Genomic DNA, 18,057 nt, shown 5'->3' on the forward strand with positions numbered 1-18,057 from the left:
GAAGCAGGGATCCGCTCGGCACCCGTGGTACCGGATGGTTGCTGTAACCGCTGTCGTGTGACAGTGGCGAGGGGACTGGATCGACTGTAGGGGCACGATTGAACGCCGCGACTGTGAAATTGCTTGTGTGGGAAGTGGACAACGCCCTGTGGGACGGGGTGGTGTGTGACTCGACCGCGGGTGCACTGCGCCCCGAGGCGGCCCGTTCCCTGCGCATCCTCGCCGAACGCGGGGTCATGCACGCCGTGGCCTCCCGCGGCGAATGGGGTTGGACTGTAGATCAACTGCGCCGCCACGGGCTGGCCGAACGCTTCGCGGTGGTGGAGGCGGGCTGGGGTCGCAAGTCCGCCGCCATCGGCCGCATCGCGCAGACCCTCGGTGTGAATCTCGAACAGGTCGGCTACCTCGACGCGGAACCGCTCGAGCGCAGCGAGGTCGCGCACGCGCTGCCGCAGGTGCGCTGCTACGCGGCCCGGCACGTGGATGTGCTTGCCGCGCTTCAGGAATTCCGGGCCCCGGTCGGCGACGTCCCGCCGCCGACCTCACCCATGGGTTTCTCACACATCCACGCGCGCTGAACCGCGGCGCACCCGCGCCTCAGGCGGGGGTGGATTCGATGCTGCCGCCCCGGATTTCGACGATCGGCAGGACCAGCGCCGCCGGAGCGCTCGCGGGGACCATCGGATGCAACGGTGCAACGGGTGCAATGCGACGGTAGCCCTCGGCCTGCGCGGGCCGGTTGTCGAGCTCACCGTTGTTGGGCCACATGGCCGCCGCGCGTTCGGCCTGCGCGGTGATGGTCAGCGACGGGTTCACGCCCAGGTTCGCCGAGACCGCCGCACCGTCGACCACGCTGAGTGTCGGGTAGCCGTAGACGCGGTGGTAGGCGTCGATGACACCGCTGCCCGCGTCCGCGCCGATCGCCGCGCCACCCAGGAAGTGGGCGGTCAGCGGAATATTGAACACCTCACCCCAGGAGCCGCCCGCGACGCCGCCGATCTTGTCGGCGACCTTGCGGGTGACGTCGTTGCCCGCCGGGATCCAGGTCGGATTCGGTTCGCCGTGGCCCTGTTTGGAGGTCAGCTTGCGGCCGAAGAGCCCACGCTTGGTGTAGGTGGTGATCGAGTTGTCCAGATGCTGCATGACCAGTGAGATGATGGTGCGCTCGGACCAATCCTTCACGGACATGAACTGCAGCAGCATCATCGGATGCCGCAGCACGATGCCCAGGAAGCGCAGCCAGCGCGGGATCTTGCCGCCGCCGTCGACCATCAGGGTCTGCAGCAGGCCCATCGAATTGGAGCCCTTGCCGTAGCGCACCGGCTCGATGTGGGTATCCGGCGTCGGGTGGATCGAGGAGGTGATGGCGACACCGCGGGTGAAGTCCACGTCCGGGTTCACCTTGCGGGTGGCCGCGCCGACGATGGATTCGGAGTTGGTGCGGGTCAGCACGCCGAGGCGATCCGACAGCTTCGGCAGCACCTTGCGGTCGCGCATGGCGAACAGCAGTTGCTGGGTGCCGCGCGTGCCGGCGGCCAGCACCACGTGCTTGGCGGTGTAGGTCTTGGGCTGCTTGCGCACCCAGGTGCCGGTGCGTTCGGTCTCGACATCCCAGGTGCCGTCGGCGGTTTCGCGCACGGTGGTCACCGTGGTCATCGGGAAGACCTGTGCGCCACCCTGTTCCGCGAGGTACAGGTAGTTCTTGACCAGGGTGTTCTTGGCGTTGTGGCGGCAGCCGGTCATGCATTCGCCGCATTCGATGCAGCCGGTGCGCTCGGGGCCCGCGCCGCCGAAGAACGGGTCGGCGACCTTCTTGCCCGGCTCGCCGAAGAACACGCCGACCGGGGTCTGCACGAAGGTGTCGCCGACGCCCATGTCATCGGCGACCTGCTTGAACACCTCGTCGGCGGGGGTCATGTGCGGGTTGGTGACCACGCCGAGCATCTTGCGAGCCTGCTCGTAGTAGGGCATCAGCTCGTCGTGCCAGTCGGTGATCTCACGCCACTGCGGGTCCTGGAAGAACGGGGCGGGCGGAACGTAGAGGGTGTTGGCGTAATTGAGCGAACCGCCGCCGACGCCCGCGCCCGCGAGGATCAGGACATCGCGCAGCGGGTGGATGCGCTGGATGCCGTAGCAGCCCAGCTTCGGGGCCCACAGGAACTTCTTGAGGTCCCAGCTGGTCTCGGGGAGTTCATCGTCGGCATAGCGCTGACCGGCCTCGAGCACGCCGACCCGATAGCCCTTCTCGGTCAGGCGCAGCGCACTGACGCTGCCGCCGAAGCCGGACCCGACGATGAGCACATCGAAATCGGTGTCGCGCTGGGTCATCAGAACTCCTGTGTCGTCGTCGACAGTGTGGCGGCGGTTACGCTAACGCGGACAGTTGTGGCTGTCAACGTTGCTGGGTTGCGGTATCTATGCTGTTCGCGTGGATCGATACAGCCGCCTGCAACTCGCCGAACTCAGTGGGGTGGCCGCCCGCACCATCCGCTACTACCACTCGGTCGGTGTGCTGCCCAAGCCCGGCCGGGCGGGCAAGGAGGCGGTCTACGACGCCGGGCACCTGCAACGGCTCGAGGCCATCACCGCCATGCAGGCGCGCGGACTGCGCCTGGACGCCATCCGCGAGGTCTTCGACGCCGAGATGCCGCACGACGGCGACTGGCGTGAGGTCTTCGACCCGCGCAGCGGCGACAACGCCGACGGCACGCTGCTCGACGACGAGGCACTGAGCGAACTGCTCGGCGATCGCCGCCCGGAGATCCTCGAGGATCTGATGGCCGCCGGATACCTTCAGCAGCAGGGCCTGCGCTGGGCGGTCCCGGAACCGGCCATGCTCACCGGCGCGCTGGTGCTCTACGACCTCGGCACCGACATCTCGCTCTCGGGCGTGCTGCGCAAGCTGATTCGCACCCACCTGGCCGTGCTGGCCGACGAGATCGTGCGCACCTTCCGCGACGCGGCGGGCGCGGAGTACACCGGCGAGGGTGTCGGCCCGGATCTCGACCGCTTCGGTGACCGGTTGCGCGCCGCGGCCCGCGAGGTCGGCGGCGCGACCCTGGCCGAGGAGATCGAGCGTGCCGCACGGGAAACCGACGGCTGAGCCCATCAGGGCACGGTGACGGGTCCGTCACAGCTGGCGGGCGGATCCACCAGCTTGCAGTCCGCGGGCAGGCGCACCGGTTCGTAGCGCGGCGGCACCCCGCCCCGGGTGACGATCTGCCGGTAGGTGTCGACCGCGTCGGTGGGCGTGCGGGTCAGGTTGGGGTCGTTGCGCACGTCGACGGTGTAGAGGCCGAATCGCGGTGTGTAGGAGCCCCATTCGTAGTTGTCGGTGAGGCTCCAGTAGTTGTAGCCGACCAGGTTCATGCCGTCGGCCTTGGCGCGCTGCAACCAGTAGACGGTGTCGCGCAGATGATCGGAGCGGGTGTAGCCGTCGGCGCGCGGCTTGCCGTCCTCGGTGGGCATGCCGTTCTCGACCACCCACAGCGGTTTGCCGGGGAACATGCGCGAATAGTGCTGCAGCGCATAGTAGATGCCCTCGGGGCGGATCGGCAGATCCCACATGCCCTGCGGCGGCGCGGCCGAGCCGTCGGGCATATTGACCGCGTTGGTTCGCGGCGGCTCGTAGCCGAAGTAGTAGTCGACGCCGACGAAGTCGAGCTTGCTGCCGATGCGTTCCATCAGCGGCCCGTTGACCTGCTCCTCGGCTCCGGCCACATAGCCGACATTGCTGGTGACCAGGGCTTCGGGCTGCACCTGGTGGATGTAGTCGTAGATCTCGTTGTGTGCCTGCGCGACCCGGTCGAGCATCTGATCGGCGTTGGTGTCGTTCTGGCGGACCTCGTGCTGGATGTAGGCGACCGGTTCGTTCACGGTGACCCACACCGGGTTTCGCGAGGTGTAGCGGTCGACGACCTTGCGGGCGTTGGCCAGCCAGTCGGTGACCATATCGGGGTTCTTCCAGCCGCCGCGGTCGTACTCCCAGCCCGGGTACACCCAGTGGTCCAGGGTGAGCATGGGTTCCATGCCGTTGGCGACGATGGTGTCGACGAGTTGGTCGTAGAAGGTGAACGCGGACTCGTCCCAGACGCCCGGCTGTGGTTGTAGCCGAGCCCATTCGATGCCGATGCGGAACACCTTCACGCCCAGGCTGGCCGCGAGGGCGATGTCGCCGGGGTAGCGGGAGCGGAAGTCGATGGAGTTCTCGAAGCGATCCCAGCTCGGATTGTTGTCGATGTAGCGCAGCCAATTGCTGTCGGCGGAATGGCCTTCGGATTGGAAACCGGAAGCGGCGACGCCCCAGAGGAAGTCGGCGCCGAGGCTGCCGCGCAGGCCTGGCGCGGGCGCGGGGGTGGCCGGGGTGGCGTGCGCGGCGACGGGCAACAGGGTCGCGGCGGCGGCGAGTCCGGCCAGGACGAGGCGGTGCAGCCGGCTGCGCATCGGATTCCTCCTCCGGGACGGGTGGTCGGAATGTCCCGTTCGGAGCGTAGCTGTCAGATAGCTGAATCTCGGGTCAGGAATCGGCGTGTCGCGGGGTCGGCACCCGGCTCCGGACGCGCCGGACAACCCTCGTATTCCGGACCGGAAAACCGGCGCACGGGTGCTGAGCAGTGCGGCAGTCCGGCCCGGCGGCAATTCCGGTGTCCGGTCCGGTGATCACGGACCTACCGTTCGAGTCGTACCGGCCTGTGGCCCAAGCAAAGTCCGAGGGGGAGTCACAGCCCGGTGCAACCAGCTACCGAAGGATTGCTCATGCCCAGCAACTACGACCGGATCGGCGGAGCCCGCGTGCTCACGGCGGTGGTCGAGGACCACTATCGGCGCGTCCTGGCCGATCCCACCCTGGCCCACTTCTTCACCGACGTGGACCTGGTCCGCGTCCAGCGCCGCCAGGTCGAATTCTTCGCGGCGGTGCTCGGGGGCCCGGTCCGCTACACCGGCAGCCCGATGCGCCGCGTGCACCGCGGCCTCGGCATCACCCGCCGCCATTTCGAGCGCGTCGTGTACCACCTCACCGAATCGCTTGCCGCGGCGCGTGTTCCGGCCGACCTCACCGCCGTCATCCTGGCCGCGCTGGCCCCGCTGGCCGGCGACATCGTCGACCGGCGGGTCACCCGCGGTACGCCTCGGGGCAGCGGCTCGCGAATCTGGGTGTGGTCGAGCGTCTTCGGTTCGACCGCGTGACCCCGTGTGAACACGGCGCTACCGGCGCGGCAGGCTCACCGGGTCGGCGCAGCTGTCGATCGCGTCCACCAGCGAGCAGGTCGCCGGTGGACGCGTCGGCAGATACGTGGCGGGGACACCGTCGGCGTGGGTGATGGCGCGGTAGGCGTCGACCGCGTCGGTCGGATGCCGGGTCAGGGTGGGATCGGTGAGCGCGTCGACGGTGTAGAGGCCGAATCGCGGTGTGTAGGAGCCCCATTCGTAGTTGTCGGTGAGACTCCAGTAGTTGTAGCCGATCACGTTCATGCCGTCGGCCTTGGCGCGTTGCAGCCAGTACATGGTGTCGCGCAGGTCGTCGGCGCGGGTGTAGCCGTCGGCGCGCGGCTTGCCGTTCTCGGTGGGCATGCCGTTCTCCACGATGTAGAGCGGCTTGCCGGGGAACAGGTGCGCGAAATGGCGCAGCGTGTAATAGATGCCGTCGGCCTGCAGCGGCAGCTTCCACAGTTCCGAGGACGCGAAGGCCGAGTACTGGGTGACCACGTCGGGCGACATCCCGTAGTAGTAGTCGATACCGACGAAATCGAGCTTGGCCGCGATCAGATCGAGCATGCCGCCGTTGACGATCGGGTCGGCGGCCGGAACGTAGGCGACATTGCTGGTGACCATCGCGCCGGGCTGGCGGGCGTGAATGTAGTCGTAGATGCTGTTGTGCGCCTGCGCGAGTCGATCCTGCATGGTCGGCACCTCGGTGGCGGGCAGCCCGCCGTTGCGCACCTCGTTGAGGATGTAGGCGAAGGGCTCGTTGATGGTGACCCACATCGGATCGTCGCCGGTGTAGCGGTCCACCACCGTGCGCATATTGCTCAGCCAGTCACCGACCATGCCGGGGTTGTTCCAGCCGCCGCGGTCGGCTTCCCAACCGGGGTAGACCCAGTGGTCGAGGGTGATCATGGGCCGCATGCCCGCGGCGCGGATGGCGGCGATCACCTTGTCGTAGAAGGCGAATCCGTTCTCGTCCCAGCTACCGGGCTGCGGCTGCACCCGCGCCCATTCGATGCTGAGCCGATAGGTGTTGACGCCCAGGCTCTTCGCCAGTGCGATATCGGAGGCGTAATGGTCGTAGAAGTCGACGCTGTCGCCGTAGCGGTCGTAGTCGGGGTGGGTGTCGACGTAGCGCAGCCAGTTGCTGTCGAGTGCGTGGCCCTCGTTCTGGAATCCGGCCGCGGCCACGCCCCAGTGGAAGTCGTCGCCGAGTCCGGGCACGGTGTCCGGGGTCGGTGTCGCGGTGGCCGGGGCGGCGCTCGCCAGCAGGGCGGTCGCGGCGGCGGCCAGCGCGAGGGCGTGGCGACGGGGGTAGGCGCGCAAGGGGACTCCTCATCCGGCGGGCGGCTTCAGCTGGGCAGCCGTCCAGCATTATGGCGGACGCGGGCCCGGGCAACGCGGAGTTCGATCGAAACGGCAGTGGGTGTCGCGTGATCGAGATAGCGCGAGGCTAGCGCGCGGGAATCGAGTTCCTCCAGCATTTCCCAGCCCGTGTCGCGCAGCAGCGTGACGGTGCCGCCGCGGAACTCGGGTAGGCAGTCGAAGACGATCTCGCTGCCCGGCGCGCAATCCCCGAGGAGACCCAGCGCCGTGGACAGGCGCGGACCCGCGGTGCATCCGCCGAGATGGACCGCGAACACCGGATCACCCGTGCACAATGCGGCAGGCTCGAATCCCGCAGTGGGGTAACGCAGAATCCGCACCCCGTAGGGATTGTGTGCCGCGAACCCGTCGAGTGCCGCCCCGAACAACACCACCTGCCGGATCCCGGCGGAGACGGCGTCGGCGAGACGGTCCTCGGCGTAACGGTCGCGCGCCACCGTGAGCAGCCGCCGCTGCGCGCGCTCGAGGCGGGCACGCGGCGGCTGGGTGTCGGACACGGTCGCGGTTCTCACTCGCCGGTCTGGTCGGGGCCGTGCTGGCGCCCCGGGCCGCCGGGCCAGCCCGGAATGTTCGGCATGCCAGGAATATTCGGCATCTCGGGCATCCGGGGCAGATTGGGCAGCGGCGGCATCGGCGGGACCTGCGGCATCGGTGGTACCGGCGGCAGATGCGGGTTCTGCGGCATCGGCGGGATCTGCGGCATGGGCGGTTCGCCGCCGGGGCCGCCGAAGCGCTGGAACGCGGCTTGCCGTGAGGTGCCGAAGATTTCGCCGATCTCGGCCCAGGTGCGGCCCTCGTCGCGAGCCTGACGGACCAGCGAGCGCAGCACGTCGTCGACGACGCCGTCGAGGCTGCGGGCCGCGCGCAGGGCGGCCATCACCGATGGAGTGGGTTTGCCTTCGGCCGGGCGCAGCACCTCGGCGACGAAATCGGCATTGGTGGACAACAGTTTTGCCAGGATCGCGCGCTCGTCGGCGGTGTCCCGGGGTGAGGTATCAGCCATGTGTAAATGTTGCCTTTACATGAAAGATGTTGTCAAGACACGGTTTACAACGCGAGGATACTGGGCAATAACTGAAAGGGGGGCGCTGAATTTGCCACCCCTATAACGTGTGCGTCAGCGAGCAAGAGGTGCGCGGGTGAGGACACCGACGAAATGACCGATCCGGATAGACACGCGGTCGAGCACGAGCTGTTCGAGCTGGTCCGCAAGACCGGCTTCGAGGGGCGGGCGTGGGATCTCCTGGCGGACAATCTGGTTCGCCACGGATTGGCGGTACTGGGGCCGTGGATACGCAGCGGCTGGATATTCGCCGTCGCCGCCCACAAGGGCATACCACTACATCCGAGCCCGCAGGAACTGGACCTGGTGGCCACCCGCCTGGCCGAGGACTTCCTACAGGAGACGGTCACCACCGCACTGGAACGCTTCCGGCGCAGGGCGATCGAGGGCGACGGCTGGAGCGCCGACGGCGGGACCAGCCTCGCAACGTATTTCATCGGAGGCTGTGCGCTCGCCTTCATCGAACAGTTCCGTCGCAGCCGCCGCTCCGGAGACCTCTATCAGTTCCACGCGGTGTTCCCGCTCTCGATCGCACCGGACGGTACGGAGCTGTCGGCTCGCTGGCCCGCCGCGGACGATGTCGCGGGCACGGTGGTCGACCGGCTCGCCTTCCGCAGCCGCCTGGCCGCACTCGCCGACCGCGATCGCGGACTGGTCTGGGGCAAGGCAATGGGATTGCGCGGCGAGGAGATTCGCTGCCTGTTCGACTTCCCGTCGGTCAAGGCGGTCGAACAGCGCTGGGCGCGCCTGAAACGCGACAACGGCTGGATGGATGGCCTCGACGGCAAGGAGCAGCAGCGATGAGCCCCGAACAGGGCCCGGACCCGGTGGCCCGGGTGGCCGAACTGCTGACGCGATCCTCGCTCAACGAGCCCGCGCTGCAGCGGCTCTACGCGCGGGTGCCCCGCCGGGGCTTCGAACCGCCCCCGCGCGTGACCGTGCTGGTCGCCGATTTCGCCGCCCGGCTCAACGAGCTGTTCGATCCGGTGCCCGAGCAGCGCGCGCACACCAACGGCGAGGTGGCCGCCCAACTCACCGCCTGGGGCCACCCGATCTCGAAGCGGTATCTGAGCCAATTGCGGGCCGGGGAGCGCACCGACCCGTCCGGAGAGACGGTCGCGGCCCTGGCCCGGTACTTTCGGGTCCGACCCGATTACTTCTTGAAGGAGGACTTCATCGACAAGTCCGTTCACGACCTCGAGCTGCTGACCCGGCTGCAGTTCTACGGCCTGCGCCGTCTGTCCACGCACGCCTTCGACCTGAGCGAGGAGTCGCAGAACCTGCTGACCAGCATGGCCGACCGGCTGCGGATCACCGAGGGGCTGCCGGAGGTGCCCGCCCGCGACCCGGAGTAGGGCCGCTTCCGGTGTGCGGCGAAAGCGACCGGATGTATTTGATATATGTTGCCCTGAGCTGCGCTCGAGGGCCCGATCGTCTGTCACTGTGGCGAGGTGCCGAATCAGGATGTTCCGGTGATCACGCCCGTCGACCGCCCACTGCCCTCGCCCGTGTGGGCGGAGGCGGCGCTACCCACGGCACCGTCGCTCGGCCGCCGACTGCTGGCCGAATTCCTGGGGACCGGTCTGCTCGCGGTGGTGGTGATCGGTTCGGGGATCGCCGCGGCACAGCTCTCACCCGGCGATATCGGCCTGCAGCTGCTGGAGAACTCCACCGCCAGTGCCTTCGGCCTGGCCGTGCTCATCCTCATGTTCGGCCCGATCTCCGGCGCGCATTTCAATCCGATCGTGTCCCTGGCGGATTGGCTCGGCGGCCGCCGTCGCGGCACCGGGCTCGGCACCCGTGAGCTGGGCGCGTACGCGGCCGCGCAGACCGCGGGCGCGATGTGCGGGGCCGTGCTGAGCAATGCCATGTTCGATCGCTCGGCCTGGCAGCTCTCGACCCAGCACCGGGTCACCGGCGGTCATCTGATCGGCGAGTTCGTCGCCGCCGCCGGTCTGATCGCCATCGGTTTCGCCATGACCCGTCACGGCCGGGTGGCCGCCGCGGCCGCGGTCGCGACCTACCTGGGTTCGGCGATCTGGTTCACCAGCTCCGGCTCGTTCGCCAACCCGGCGCTGACCCTGGGCCGCATGCTCTCCGATTCGTTCACCGGCATCGCCCCGGCCTCCGCGCCCGCGTTCATCGCCGCGCAGCTGGTCGGCGGGTTGGCCGGGCTCAGCGTGATGACCCTGCTGTATCGCCCGGCCACCGCACGTTAGACCGACCGGCTGGTGCCGTGCGCGGCGAAGGACTGCCGGTCCCCGCTCCAGCCCTCGGCCGGAACCAGTTTCGCCAGTTCCGCGAGATCCTCGGGCCGCAACTCGACGGCCGCGGCCTGCGCGTTCTCGACGATGCGGGCCGCGCGCCGGCTACCCGGGATCGGTACCACGTCAGGCCCCTGCGTCAGTAGCCATGCCAGCGCCAGCTGTCCGGCTGAAATATCCAGTCGCGCAGCCAATTCCCGCAGTGCCGCCACCTGCGCGAGGTTCTCCGCGAGGTGTTCGCCCTGGAATCGGGGATCGTTGCGCCGGAAATCGCTCTCGACCACGGTCGTGGAATCCAGTGTGGCGGTGAGCAGTCCGCGTCCCAGCGGGCTGTAGGGCACCAGCCCCACCCCGAGCTCGCGAGCGGTCGGCACGATATCGCCTTCCGGTTCCCGCCACAGCATCGACCACTCGAACTGCACCGCCGCGATCGGATGCACCGCGACCGCCTCCCGCAACTGCGCGGGAGTGGCCTCGGAGATCCCGAGGTGCCGCACCTTCCCGGCGGTCACCAATTCGGCCATGGCTCCGATGGTTTCCGCCACCGGCACCTCGGGATCGACCCGATGCAGGTAGTAGACGTCGACGGCGTCCCGCCCCAGCCGCTGCAATGAGGCGTCGCAGTATCCCGCCACGTGCTCGGGCCGCCCGTCGAGCCCGACTCCGGAGTCGGTCCGCACGATCCCGAACTTGGTGGCCACCTTGACCTCTGCCCCGTGCAGCGCCCGCCCCACCAGCTGCTCGTTGTGCCCGCGCCCGTAACTCATCGCGGTGTCGAAAAGTGTGATCCCGGCGTCGATCGCCGCCCGGATCGCCTGCACCGACTCCTCGTCGTCGGTCGCCCCGTACCCCTGTGAAAACCCCATGCACCCCAGGCCGATAGCCGAAACGGTCAATCCATTTCCGAGTTCCTGTTCACGCATCCCCCCATCGTGTCAGTCCTCGGCGGACGCGACCACCCCGCTGAAAACCGTTGCGGTGCTTCAGTCGGTGAGCCGGGCGTCGGCGTAGACGGCCATGGCGTCGCGCTGGTATTCGGCCAGGCCCTGCGCGATCGCCTCGTAATTGGCCTTGAATCGCTCGTCGTCGACGTACATCTGACCCAGGCACCGGTAGGCGGTGCGGTTGGGAGTCCAGAACCGGACCATGCCCTGGTAGTGGGTGTCGATCTCGTTCTGGACGGCGACATCGTCGACCGGGGTTCCGGCGGCGAGGAATTCGGCCATCCGGATCATGGCGGCGGTGACCTCGCGCTGCATGCGGGCGACGTCCTCGTCGGTCATGCCCGCGGTGCGGCGGCGCGACTCCTCGAACTGTTCGGGCCAGCGCTCGCGGGCCTCGTCGTCGTACTGGGTGTGGTCGAAGCCCTCGAAGAGGTTCTCCGGTCGGTTGATCTTGATCGCCATGTCGGTCTTTCCTTTCAGTTCGATGATGGTGCGCGCCACCGTCTCGGCCATCCGGGCCAGCCGGTCGCTCTCGCCGAGCAGGCGGGTGTGCTGGCGTTCGAGGGCAGCGAGGGTGTCGGGTTCGGAGTCGACCGAGGCCGCGATATCGGCCAGGCCGAGGCCCAGTTCCCGCAACACCAGGATCTGCTGCAGGCGCAGCAGCTGTTCGTCCTCGTAGTACCGGTAGCCGTTGGCCCCCACGTAGGCGGGCGTGAGCAGGCCGATGTCGTCGTAGTGCCGCAGGGTGCGGGCGGTGACACCCGACATGCGAGCGACATCCGCGATCGACCAGCTCATGGCGTGCGTCCCATCTGTTGATCGGGCAGGTCCGTCCTGCCACCTCTTCGACGGTAGAAGTTGCCGCTACGGCAAGGTCAAGCGACGCGCGGCGAGTTAGCTGCCGAGGGCGATCGCGGAGGGGTAGCGAGCGGCGGTCGCCGCCGGTTGTGGTCACGTGTCCAAGCCGGCCGACCGTCCACGCGGACGCGGACGTCGTGCGGCACTGGTGCGGGCGGCCCGGATCGGCCGGGCCCTGTCGTAGCGAGGATTTCGTCGCGCAAGGCACGGGCGAAATGCGCTGAGCTGCACCGGGTCCGGAGTGAGTTTGCTCGGAGATACCGAAAGGTACGGGGAGACAGAGGGTTCTGCTATGGTGGCCACGCCGATTTCAGGATCGGCCGGACGACAAGAGAATTGATGAATCAAGACAACGCCGTACTGCTCTCCTGGATTCTCGCTGCCGCGCTCCTGCTCGCTCTCGGAGCCGCGGTGTATTTCTGGCGATCCGCGCGCCTCGGGCGCGATCGGATCGCGGTGCTCGAGCGCGAGCAGACCGAGCGTGACGCGGCCGTCGAGACGATGGTGTCCAACCTGAGTGACACCATCGTCCCCGCGATCGGTGCGGCCGTGCGCCGCAGTGACCCCGACAACCCGACCGTCGATCTGCCGGTGGTGCTCGAACAGACCCGGATCGCGGAACTGGTGTGGCAGTGGACCGCCCGCTGTGCCGAGGAGTTGCAGTTGGTCGCGGCGCAGACCCGGGAACGGGTGCAGCGCGAAGCCGACGAGGCCACCAAGCTCGCGGTGCAGCAGGTCGAGGTGGCCGCGCAGCAGGCCGTCGCGCACGCCGAATCCGCCACTCAGCTGGCCCGCAGCCAGGCCGAGGCGACCCTCGCGCAGACCCGCGCCGACGCGCAGCTGACCGCGGCCGAGGCCGCCGACGCCGCGCGGGCGCAGGTCGAGGACTCCGCCCGCGAGGCCACCTCGGCCGCGGTGCGCGCCTTCGGCGCGTCGGTGGTCAGCCTGGGCGCCGACGTCAGTCAGGTGCTCAGTGGCGCGCTGCGGCTGCACCGCAACGACGAGATGTTCGAAACCCTCACCCGCATCGACCATTCCGTGCAGCAGATGATCCGTCAGGCGCAGTCCTACGTGATCGTCTGCGGTGGTCTGCCGGGTCGTCGCTGGCCACAGCAGACCCTGACCGATGTGGTGGGCGGCGCGACCGGTCGTGTGCGCGATTACACCCGGGTGCGCGCCACCGAATTGGATCGCACCGTGGTCAGCCGCGTGGTCGAGCCGCTGGTGCACACGGTGGCGACGCTGCTGGACAACGCGCTGCGCTACTCGCCGCCGACGTCGTTCGTGGACATCGGCTTTCAAGAGGGTCACCACGGGGTCACCGTGATCATCGACGATGCCGGTGTCCGCATGAACGCCGAGCAGCTCGACGAGACCCGCCGCATCCTCTCCGGCGACCAGGTGGTGGACATCCATCAGCTGGGTCCCTCGCCGCGCGTGGGTTTCCCGGGTGTGGCCGCGCTGGCACGTCGCTACGGGTTCGCCGTCTACGTCGACGGGCCGAACATGTACGGCGGCATGCGCGCCATGGTGTTCATCCCGGACACCCTGCTCGCACCGGTCGCACCCGCGACCCTCACCATGCCCGTGGCCCGCCCGGTACCGGTGCCGGTGGCCGCGGCCCCCGAGCCGAAAGAGCCGGTAGCGGTGGTGGATTCGATGCACGATCTCACTGCCGGTGGCCTGCCCAAGCGGCGGCGCCGGTCCGCGACGGCCGGATCGGCCGCCGTACGCTCGGTCGCACCGGATTCCGGTTCCGCGCGACCCGATATCGCCGCTGCCTGGTACAGCGGCTCCCAGCGCGGTCGTGCGGCCGCGTTCGAGCACTCCGAAGGGATGACATCGTGACGACCGGGACACCCGCGACGGCAGTCAGCGACAACAACCGGCTGGCCTGGCTGCTCGATGATCTCGAAGCCCCCGGTGTCCGTTTCGCGGTGCTGCTGTCCGAGGACGGCCTGCGCATCGCCCACACCGCCGGCGTGAGCATCGACGACGCGGAACGCTTCGCGGCGGCCGCGTCCGGCCTGCGCGCGCTGGGTAAGGCCCTCGCCGAATTCTGCGGCGGCTCCACCGGAAACGCGGTGCGCCAGAACATGACCGAGTACTCCGACGGGATGATCTTCATCACCGCCGCGGGTGCGGGCGCGCTGCTGGGCGTCTCCACCACCCAGGACGTGGACGTCAGCCTGGTCGCGCACCGGATGAACGAGCTAGCGGTCCGCGTCGGCCGAGAACTCGGCAGTATGTCGAGGACGCGGGCGGACTCGCCCCGCTGATGAGCCGGCCGCGGCGCGACCCCGATCTGGTCCGGGCGTATGTGCGCACCGGTGGCCGATCGCGTGCGACACGGACCCTGGACCTGGTGAGTCTCGTTGTCTCCGCGGCTGATCCGGCCCCCGGCGCGTCCGCGGACGCGCGGCGGATCCTGCAGTTGACCCGCCGCGGCGTGCTCACGCTGGCCGAGCTCGCCGCCTATCTGGATCTGCCGCCGTCGGTGGTGAAGATCCTGGTGTCGGATCTGCTCGACAGCGGACATCTGGTCATACCCGCCCCGGTGGAAGCCCTGCCGGGACGATCCCTCTTGGAGGAGGTACTCGATGGACTCCGCGCTCTCTCCGCCTGAGCGCGTCGTCGACTATATGCCGCAGACCGTGACCCGCACCGTGAAGTTGCTGGTAGCGGGGAATTTCGGCGTTGGAAAGACCACGTTCGTGGGCAGTGTGTCGGAGATCCGGCCGCTGCGCACCGAGGAGACGATTACCGAGGCCAGTGTCGGCGTCGACGATATGGCCGGGCTGCCGGGCAAGACCACCACCACGGTCGCCATGGACTTCGGCCGGATCACCCTCAATCCGCGACTGGCCCTGTACCTGTTCGGTACCCCGGGCCAGCGTCGCTTCGTGCCGATCTGGGAGGACCTGGCGGTCGGCGCGCTGGGTGCGCTGGTGCTGGTGGATACCCGGCGGCTGGAACGCGCCGATGAGTCGCTGTCGATTCTGGAGGAGCGCGGCGTGCGCTACGCGGTGGCCGTCAACGACTTCGAGGGCGCGCCCCAGCATCCGCTCGACGAGGTGCGCGACGCCCTCGATCTCGATGTCGGGACCCCGCTGCTGCGGTTGGATGCCCGCGATCGGGAGCCCTGCCTGAACTCGTTGATCACGCTGGTGGAGTATCTGCTGGAGCCGGGTTCGTAGCGAAATCCGTTGTCCGCGAAGATGAACGGCGCGTTGCCTGCTCGGATCTGTTGTACGGTTGGCGATCCAGCAGGTGAAGCGAGAGAGTTTCTGAATGCCGTTTGTCAGCCGGGGGGCTGTGAAGATCCACTACTCGGATTCGGGCGGCGGGGGACCGGCGGTGGTACTGAGCCACAGCTTGTTCATGGACCACGAGATGTTCGCACCACAGGTCGAGGCCTTCGCGCCGAGATATCGCATCATCGCGATCGACGCGCGCGGGCACGGCGGCACCGAGGACGACGAAACACCGTTCAGCTACTGGGATCTGGCCCGCGACGCCTGGGCGGTGCTCGACGAACTCGGCCTGGAGCGGGTGGTGGTGGGCGGGGTCGCGCACGGCGCGTTCACCGCGGTGCGCATGGCGCTACTGGCGCAACCCCGGGTCTCCGGCGTGATCGTGTTCGGTTCCAGCGGTACGGCCATGACCCCGCAGCGCAAGGTCGGCTATCGGGAAGTGTTCGACGCCTGGACCGGTGACACGCCGCTGGCGCCGACCATCAAGATGGTGTCCTCGCTGATGATCGGCGCGACGCAGACCGATCAGGAGCCCTGGCGCGCCAAATGGGCCGTCAATGAACGCCGCCGCGTGCGCCTGGCCACCGAATGCCTGATGAATCGCGATTCGGTGCTCGAGCTGCTCGGCGATATCCGCTGTCCCGCCTTGGTGATTCGCGGGATGGGCGATCAGACCAACACCGCCGAGGAGGTCGCCGAGCTGGCCGCGGCGTTCGGTCAGCCGACCACCGTGCACACCATCGCCGGAGCCGCCCTGACCCCGAACCTGACTCACCCCGACGAGGTGAACGCGCTGTTCGACGCGTTCCTGGGCGGCCTACCGGGGTGATCACCCCAGCAGGCCGATGAACAGCTGATGCGCGGGCCCGGGCGCGGTACTGCGATAGCGCTGCACCGCGACCTCGAAAACCGCTGCGGTACGGGGATTTCGCAGCGTGAAGGTGGGAGTGGCCCGGCCGATGTGCACATGCCCATCGCCCCACAGTCGCCGGAAGTCGGCCTGCTCGCCGAGTTCGCGCAGCAGCTCGTCGATCTCGTCGCGGTCGTGGGCTCCGGCCGCGTAGGCGCGGAAGCGGCCGACCATCAGTCGCGCCTCGATCTCCCACTCCTCGACGACGATGCGCGCTCGCGGATCGGTGAACATCCAGCGCAGCACGTGCCCCTTGCGCAGCAGCCCCGGCAGCGCCTCGTCGAAGGCGCTGTTGCAGGCCACGATGTGCCAGCCGTCGTCGAGGGCGGCCGCCAGATTCGGCAACAGTGCGTCCAGGGTGGTGCGCACGGCGTCGGCGGCGGAGTCGCCGTGGCGCAGCGGGCGCGGGTTCGAGCTGGCTGTCCGCTGCTGCGCCAGGTGGTAGAGGTGAATGCGTTCCGCCACATCGAGTTCCAGCACGCAGGCCAGTGAATCCAGGATGGCCGTGCCGGGCGTGAGCGCCTCGCCCTGTTCGATCTTGGCGATATAGCCGAGGCTGGCGTGGGTGGCCTCGGCCAGCTGCTTGCGGGTCAGGCCGGCCGGGAAGCGGGTGGTGGCCCGGGCCCGCCGCTCGCGGACGAAATCGGCCAGCGTGGGCGCGCGCAGGTCGTCGAACGGACCGAAGTCGTAGTCAGCCAACCGCATTCCCCTCGAGCAAGATCGTCGTCGTCCACCCTAGGTCGCCGCTGGCGGCGGCGTACGCCCGAACGCCGAGCCGGGGTGCTCCGCCGCGCCGGTACCCCTGCCGGTGGTACCGGCGCGAAACCCGCACTCGCCCAGGGGTACCTGGTCGCGGTCGTGGTTCTCACTGGGGTATCCCAGCGGTTGCCAATGTCCGATTCGACCTCGATATTTGCCATACGAGGGGCGGCGTCGAGGCCGGTCGGGGGAATCGCGGGGGGAAATATCGGCGAACCATGAGGAGCGACACCGGAAATGGTCAGTAATTCACTGTCGCGCGAAAGCACGGCACTACGATCGCGCACCGTCGTGATCGGTGAACAATCCTTCCCCTACCATTTCGGCGAGGACTGCCTCACCGAGATCGCCGCCGCGATAGCGGCACTCGACCCCGACACCCTGGTGTTCGTCACCGACGACACCGTGCGCAATCGGTACAGCCCCGAAATATCCCGTCTTGCGGGCGGAATACCGTCGATCACGCTGAGCCATTCGCCGGGTGAATCGATGAAGACCCTCACGTGTCTGTCCGCGCATCTGGAAAGCGCACTGCGCGCGGGCATCACGCGCCGCTCGGTGGTGGTGTCCTTCGGCGGCGGCGTGCCCGGAAACCTGGCGGGGCTGATGGCGAACCTGCTGTTCCGGGGAGTACGGCTGGTTCACATCCCGACCACCACCATCGCCGCCATGGATTCGGTGCTCTCACTCAAGCAGGCGATCAACAGCGGAGTGGGCAAGAACCACCTGGGCACCTACTACGCGCCGGTCGCGGTATTCACCGACGTCCGGTTGTTCGCGACCCTGCCCGAGCGTGAATTGCGTTCGGGCCTGTGCGAAATGGCGAAGAACTGCCTGGCGATCGATCCGAGCACCCTGACAGCAATGCGGGAGCTGGTCGCGAAAGGTCTTTCTGCCGCGCCGGATTCACTGCTGTGGCTGCTGGACGCCAGCATCGCGGCGAAATCCTCGGTGACGCGCGAGGACACCTTCGAACGCGGTACCGGATTGGTGCTGGAATACGGGCACACCGTCGGCCACGCCATCGAGATCAGCGATCATCGGGTGCGCGGGACGGCGGGGATCTCGCACGGCGCGGCGATTGCGGTGGGAATGCTGGTGGCCGCGCACATCTCGCATGCCCGCGGCTGGCTCTCCGACGACGAGGTCGGCATCCACTACGAGCTGACCACCGGCCTGGGTGTCGAGCCCGCGCTGCCCGCCGCGGTGAGCGTCGAGGACGTGCTCGCGGTGGTGGCCGACGACAACAAGCGCGGCTATCTGCCCGTGCGGCCCGACTCCATCCCGTTCGTGCTGCTGCGCGCCCTGGGCCGACCGGAGAGGACGGGGGACCTGCCGCTGACGGCGGTGTCGCTGACCGAGATTCGCGCGGCGCTCGACGTCATCGCCGCCACCGCCGAAGTCGGGTGACGAC

At 68.4% G+C, this 18,057-nt stretch carries 20 protein-coding genes; 12 read left to right on the forward strand and 8 right to left on the reverse strand.

Annotation, left to right across the window (positions count from 1 at the left end; translation table 11 throughout):
- The first annotated feature begins 113 nt into the window (after positions 1 to 113).
- On the forward strand, positions 114 to 578 hold the full coding sequence (locus tag OG300_RS11040) for a hypothetical protein (protein WP_405494800.1): 465 nt from the start codon (positions 114 to 116) through the stop codon (positions 576 to 578).
- 19 nt (positions 579 to 597) lie between these two features.
- Here OG300_RS11040 and OG300_RS11045 read toward each other — a convergent pair whose 3' ends face one another.
- Positions 598 to 2,328 (reverse strand): GMC family oxidoreductase N-terminal domain-containing protein, encoded by a 1,731-nt coding sequence (locus OG300_RS11045; RefSeq protein WP_405494802.1) that lies wholly within the window; start codon positions 2,326 to 2,328, stop codon positions 598 to 600.
- A 100-nt stretch (positions 2,329 to 2,428) separates the two neighbouring features.
- Between OG300_RS11045 and OG300_RS11050 the strand changes: the two genes are divergently transcribed.
- On the forward strand, positions 2,429 to 3,103 hold the full coding sequence (locus OG300_RS11050) for a MerR family transcriptional regulator (RefSeq protein WP_405494804.1): 675 nt from the start codon (positions 2,429 to 2,431) through the stop codon (positions 3,101 to 3,103).
- 5 nt (positions 3,104 to 3,108) lie between these two features.
- On the opposite strand, the gene OG300_RS11055 is transcribed toward OG300_RS11050, so the two are convergent.
- Positions 3,109 to 4,443: a family 1 glycosylhydrolase gene (locus OG300_RS11055; RefSeq protein ID WP_405494806.1), complete on the reverse strand. Its 1,335-nt coding sequence runs from the start codon at positions 4,441 to 4,443 to the stop codon at positions 3,109 to 3,111.
- Positions 4,444 to 4,755: 312 nt separating this feature from the next.
- Between OG300_RS11055 and OG300_RS11060 the strand changes: the two genes are divergently transcribed.
- On the forward strand, positions 4,756 to 5,187 hold the full coding sequence (locus OG300_RS11060; protein WP_405494808.1) for a group 1 truncated hemoglobin: 432 nt from the start codon (positions 4,756 to 4,758) through the stop codon (positions 5,185 to 5,187).
- Between the two features lie 18 nt (positions 5,188 to 5,205).
- On the opposite strand, the gene OG300_RS11065 is transcribed toward OG300_RS11060, so the two are convergent.
- The 3 genes from OG300_RS11065 to OG300_RS11075 are packed head-to-tail and all read right to left on the reverse strand — an operon-like array spanning position 5,206 to position 7,594.
- Complete coding sequence (locus OG300_RS11065) at positions 5,206 to 6,531, reverse strand: family 1 glycosylhydrolase (protein ID WP_405494810.1); 1,326 nt, start codon at positions 6,529 to 6,531, stop codon at positions 5,206 to 5,208.
- Positions 6,532 to 6,557: 26 nt separating this feature from the next.
- A complete protein-coding gene (locus OG300_RS11070; RefSeq protein ID WP_405494812.1) occupies positions 6,558 to 7,088 on the reverse strand; it encodes a class I SAM-dependent methyltransferase in 531 nt (176 codons plus the stop codon).
- An 11-nt stretch (positions 7,089 to 7,099) separates the two neighbouring features.
- Positions 7,100 to 7,594, reverse strand: a complete 495-nt coding sequence (locus tag OG300_RS11075) for a hypothetical protein (RefSeq protein ID WP_405494814.1) — start codon at positions 7,592 to 7,594, stop codon at positions 7,100 to 7,102.
- Positions 7,595 to 7,747: 153 nt separating this feature from the next.
- Between OG300_RS11075 and OG300_RS11080 the strand changes: the two genes are divergently transcribed.
- From OG300_RS11080 to OG300_RS11090, 3 genes are all read left to right on the forward strand, one after another.
- On the forward strand, positions 7,748 to 8,458 hold the full coding sequence (locus tag OG300_RS11080; protein ID WP_405494816.1) for a hypothetical protein: 711 nt from the start codon (positions 7,748 to 7,750) through the stop codon (positions 8,456 to 8,458).
- Positions 8,459 to 8,595: 137 nt separating this feature from the next.
- Complete coding sequence (locus OG300_RS11085) at positions 8,596 to 9,009, forward strand: helix-turn-helix domain-containing protein (RefSeq protein ID WP_405498524.1); 414 nt, start codon at positions 8,596 to 8,598, stop codon at positions 9,007 to 9,009.
- Between the two features lie 117 nt (positions 9,010 to 9,126).
- Entirely contained in the window at positions 9,127 to 9,873 is a 747-nt protein-coding gene (locus OG300_RS11090; RefSeq protein WP_405494818.1) for an aquaporin, read from the forward strand.
- Here OG300_RS11090 and OG300_RS11095 read toward each other — a convergent pair.
- Together OG300_RS11095 and OG300_RS11100 are read right to left on the reverse strand one after the other, a co-directional pair.
- Positions 9,870 to 10,841 carry an aldo/keto reductase gene (locus tag OG300_RS11095; protein ID WP_405494820.1) on the reverse strand — a complete coding sequence of 324 codons (972 nt, stop codon included), beginning with the start codon at positions 10,839 to 10,841 and terminating at the stop codon, positions 9,870 to 9,872. The genes OG300_RS11090 and OG300_RS11095 overlap by 4 nt on opposite strands.
- Before the next feature lie 60 nt (positions 10,842 to 10,901).
- Positions 10,902 to 11,660, reverse strand: coding sequence for a MerR family transcriptional regulator (locus OG300_RS11100; RefSeq protein WP_405494822.1), 759 nt, complete (start codon positions 11,658 to 11,660; stop codon positions 10,902 to 10,904).
- Between the two features lie 399 nt (positions 11,661 to 12,059).
- Between OG300_RS11100 and OG300_RS11105 the strand changes: the two genes are divergently transcribed.
- From OG300_RS11105 to OG300_RS11125, 5 genes are all read left to right on the forward strand, one after another.
- Entirely contained in the window at positions 12,060 to 13,568 is a 1,509-nt protein-coding gene (locus OG300_RS11105; RefSeq protein WP_405494824.1) for a sensor histidine kinase, read from the forward strand.
- Positions 13,565 to 13,999 (forward strand): roadblock/LC7 domain-containing protein, encoded by a 435-nt coding sequence (locus OG300_RS11110; RefSeq protein ID WP_405494826.1) that lies wholly within the window; start codon positions 13,565 to 13,567, stop codon positions 13,997 to 13,999. Before OG300_RS11105 ends, OG300_RS11110 begins: the two co-directional genes overlap by 4 nt.
- A complete protein-coding gene (locus tag OG300_RS11115) occupies positions 13,999 to 14,346 on the forward strand; it encodes a DUF742 domain-containing protein (RefSeq protein WP_405494828.1) in 348 nt (115 codons plus the stop codon). The genes OG300_RS11110 and OG300_RS11115 overlap by 1 nt, the downstream gene beginning before the upstream one ends.
- Entirely contained in the window at positions 14,321 to 14,917 is a 597-nt protein-coding gene (locus OG300_RS11120) for a GTP-binding protein (RefSeq protein WP_405494830.1), read from the forward strand. Before OG300_RS11115 ends, OG300_RS11120 begins: the two co-directional genes overlap by 26 nt.
- 94 nt (positions 14,918 to 15,011) lie before the next feature.
- On the forward strand, positions 15,012 to 15,803 hold the full coding sequence (locus tag OG300_RS11125; RefSeq protein ID WP_405494832.1) for an alpha/beta fold hydrolase: 792 nt from the start codon (positions 15,012 to 15,014) through the stop codon (positions 15,801 to 15,803).
- Here the strand turns inward: OG300_RS11125 and OG300_RS11130 are convergent, their stop codons facing one another.
- Entirely contained in the window at positions 15,804 to 16,583 is a 780-nt protein-coding gene (locus OG300_RS11130; protein WP_405494834.1) for a helix-turn-helix domain-containing protein, read from the reverse strand.
- Positions 16,584 to 16,880: 297 nt separating this feature from the next.
- Here OG300_RS11130 and OG300_RS11135 point away from each other — a divergent pair, with 297 nt between their 5' ends.
- Positions 16,881 to 18,053, forward strand: coding sequence for a 2-deoxy-scyllo-inosose synthase (locus tag OG300_RS11135; RefSeq protein ID WP_405494836.1), 1,173 nt, complete (start codon positions 16,881 to 16,883; stop codon positions 18,051 to 18,053).
- The last annotated feature ends 4 nt before the right edge of the window (positions 18,054 to 18,057 follow it).

It is taken from the genome of Nocardia sp. NBC_00511, from assembly GCF_045161165.1.
In the GTDB taxonomy this organism is placed as follows: Bacteria; Actinomycetota; Actinomycetes; order Mycobacteriales; family Mycobacteriaceae; genus Nocardia.

What these genes read in the sequence shown, in the direction of transcription:
- OG300_RS11045 (WP_405494802.1), bottom strand. Translation starts at nt 2,328, where the DNA reads ATGACCCAGCGCGACACCGATTTCGATGTGCTCATCGTCGGGTCCGGC.
- OG300_RS11055 (WP_405494806.1), bottom strand. Translation starts at nt 4,443, where the DNA reads ATGCGCAGCCGGCTGCACCGCCTCGTCCTGGCCGGACTCGCCGCCGCC.
- OG300_RS11060 (WP_405494808.1), top strand. Translation starts at nt 4,756, where the DNA reads ATGCCCAGCAACTACGACCGGATCGGCGGAGCCCGCGTGCTCACGGCG.
- OG300_RS11075 (WP_405494814.1), bottom strand. Translation starts at nt 7,594, where the DNA reads ATGGCTGATACCTCACCCCGGGACACCGCCGACGAGCGCGCGATCCTG.
- OG300_RS11080 (WP_405494816.1), top strand. Translation starts at nt 7,748, where the DNA reads ATGACCGATCCGGATAGACACGCGGTCGAGCACGAGCTGTTCGAGCTG.
- OG300_RS11095 (WP_405494820.1), bottom strand. Translation starts at nt 10,841, where the DNA reads ATGCGTGAACAGGAACTCGGAAATGGATTGACCGTTTCGGCTATCGGC.
- OG300_RS11100 (WP_405494822.1), bottom strand. Translation starts at nt 11,660, where the DNA reads ATGAGCTGGTCGATCGCGGATGTCGCTCGCATGTCGGGTGTCACCGCC.
- OG300_RS11105 (WP_405494824.1), top strand. Translation starts at nt 12,060, where the DNA reads ATGAATCAAGACAACGCCGTACTGCTCTCCTGGATTCTCGCTGCCGCG.
- OG300_RS11115 (WP_405494828.1), top strand. Translation starts at nt 13,999, where the DNA reads ATGAGCCGGCCGCGGCGCGACCCCGATCTGGTCCGGGCGTATGTGCGC.
- OG300_RS11120 (WP_405494830.1), top strand. Translation starts at nt 14,321, where the DNA reads ATGGACTCCGCGCTCTCTCCGCCTGAGCGCGTCGTCGACTATATGCCG.
- OG300_RS11125 (WP_405494832.1), top strand. Translation starts at nt 15,012, where the DNA reads ATGCCGTTTGTCAGCCGGGGGGCTGTGAAGATCCACTACTCGGATTCG.
- OG300_RS11135 (WP_405494836.1), top strand. Translation starts at nt 16,881, where the DNA reads ATGGTCAGTAATTCACTGTCGCGCGAAAGCACGGCACTACGATCGCGC.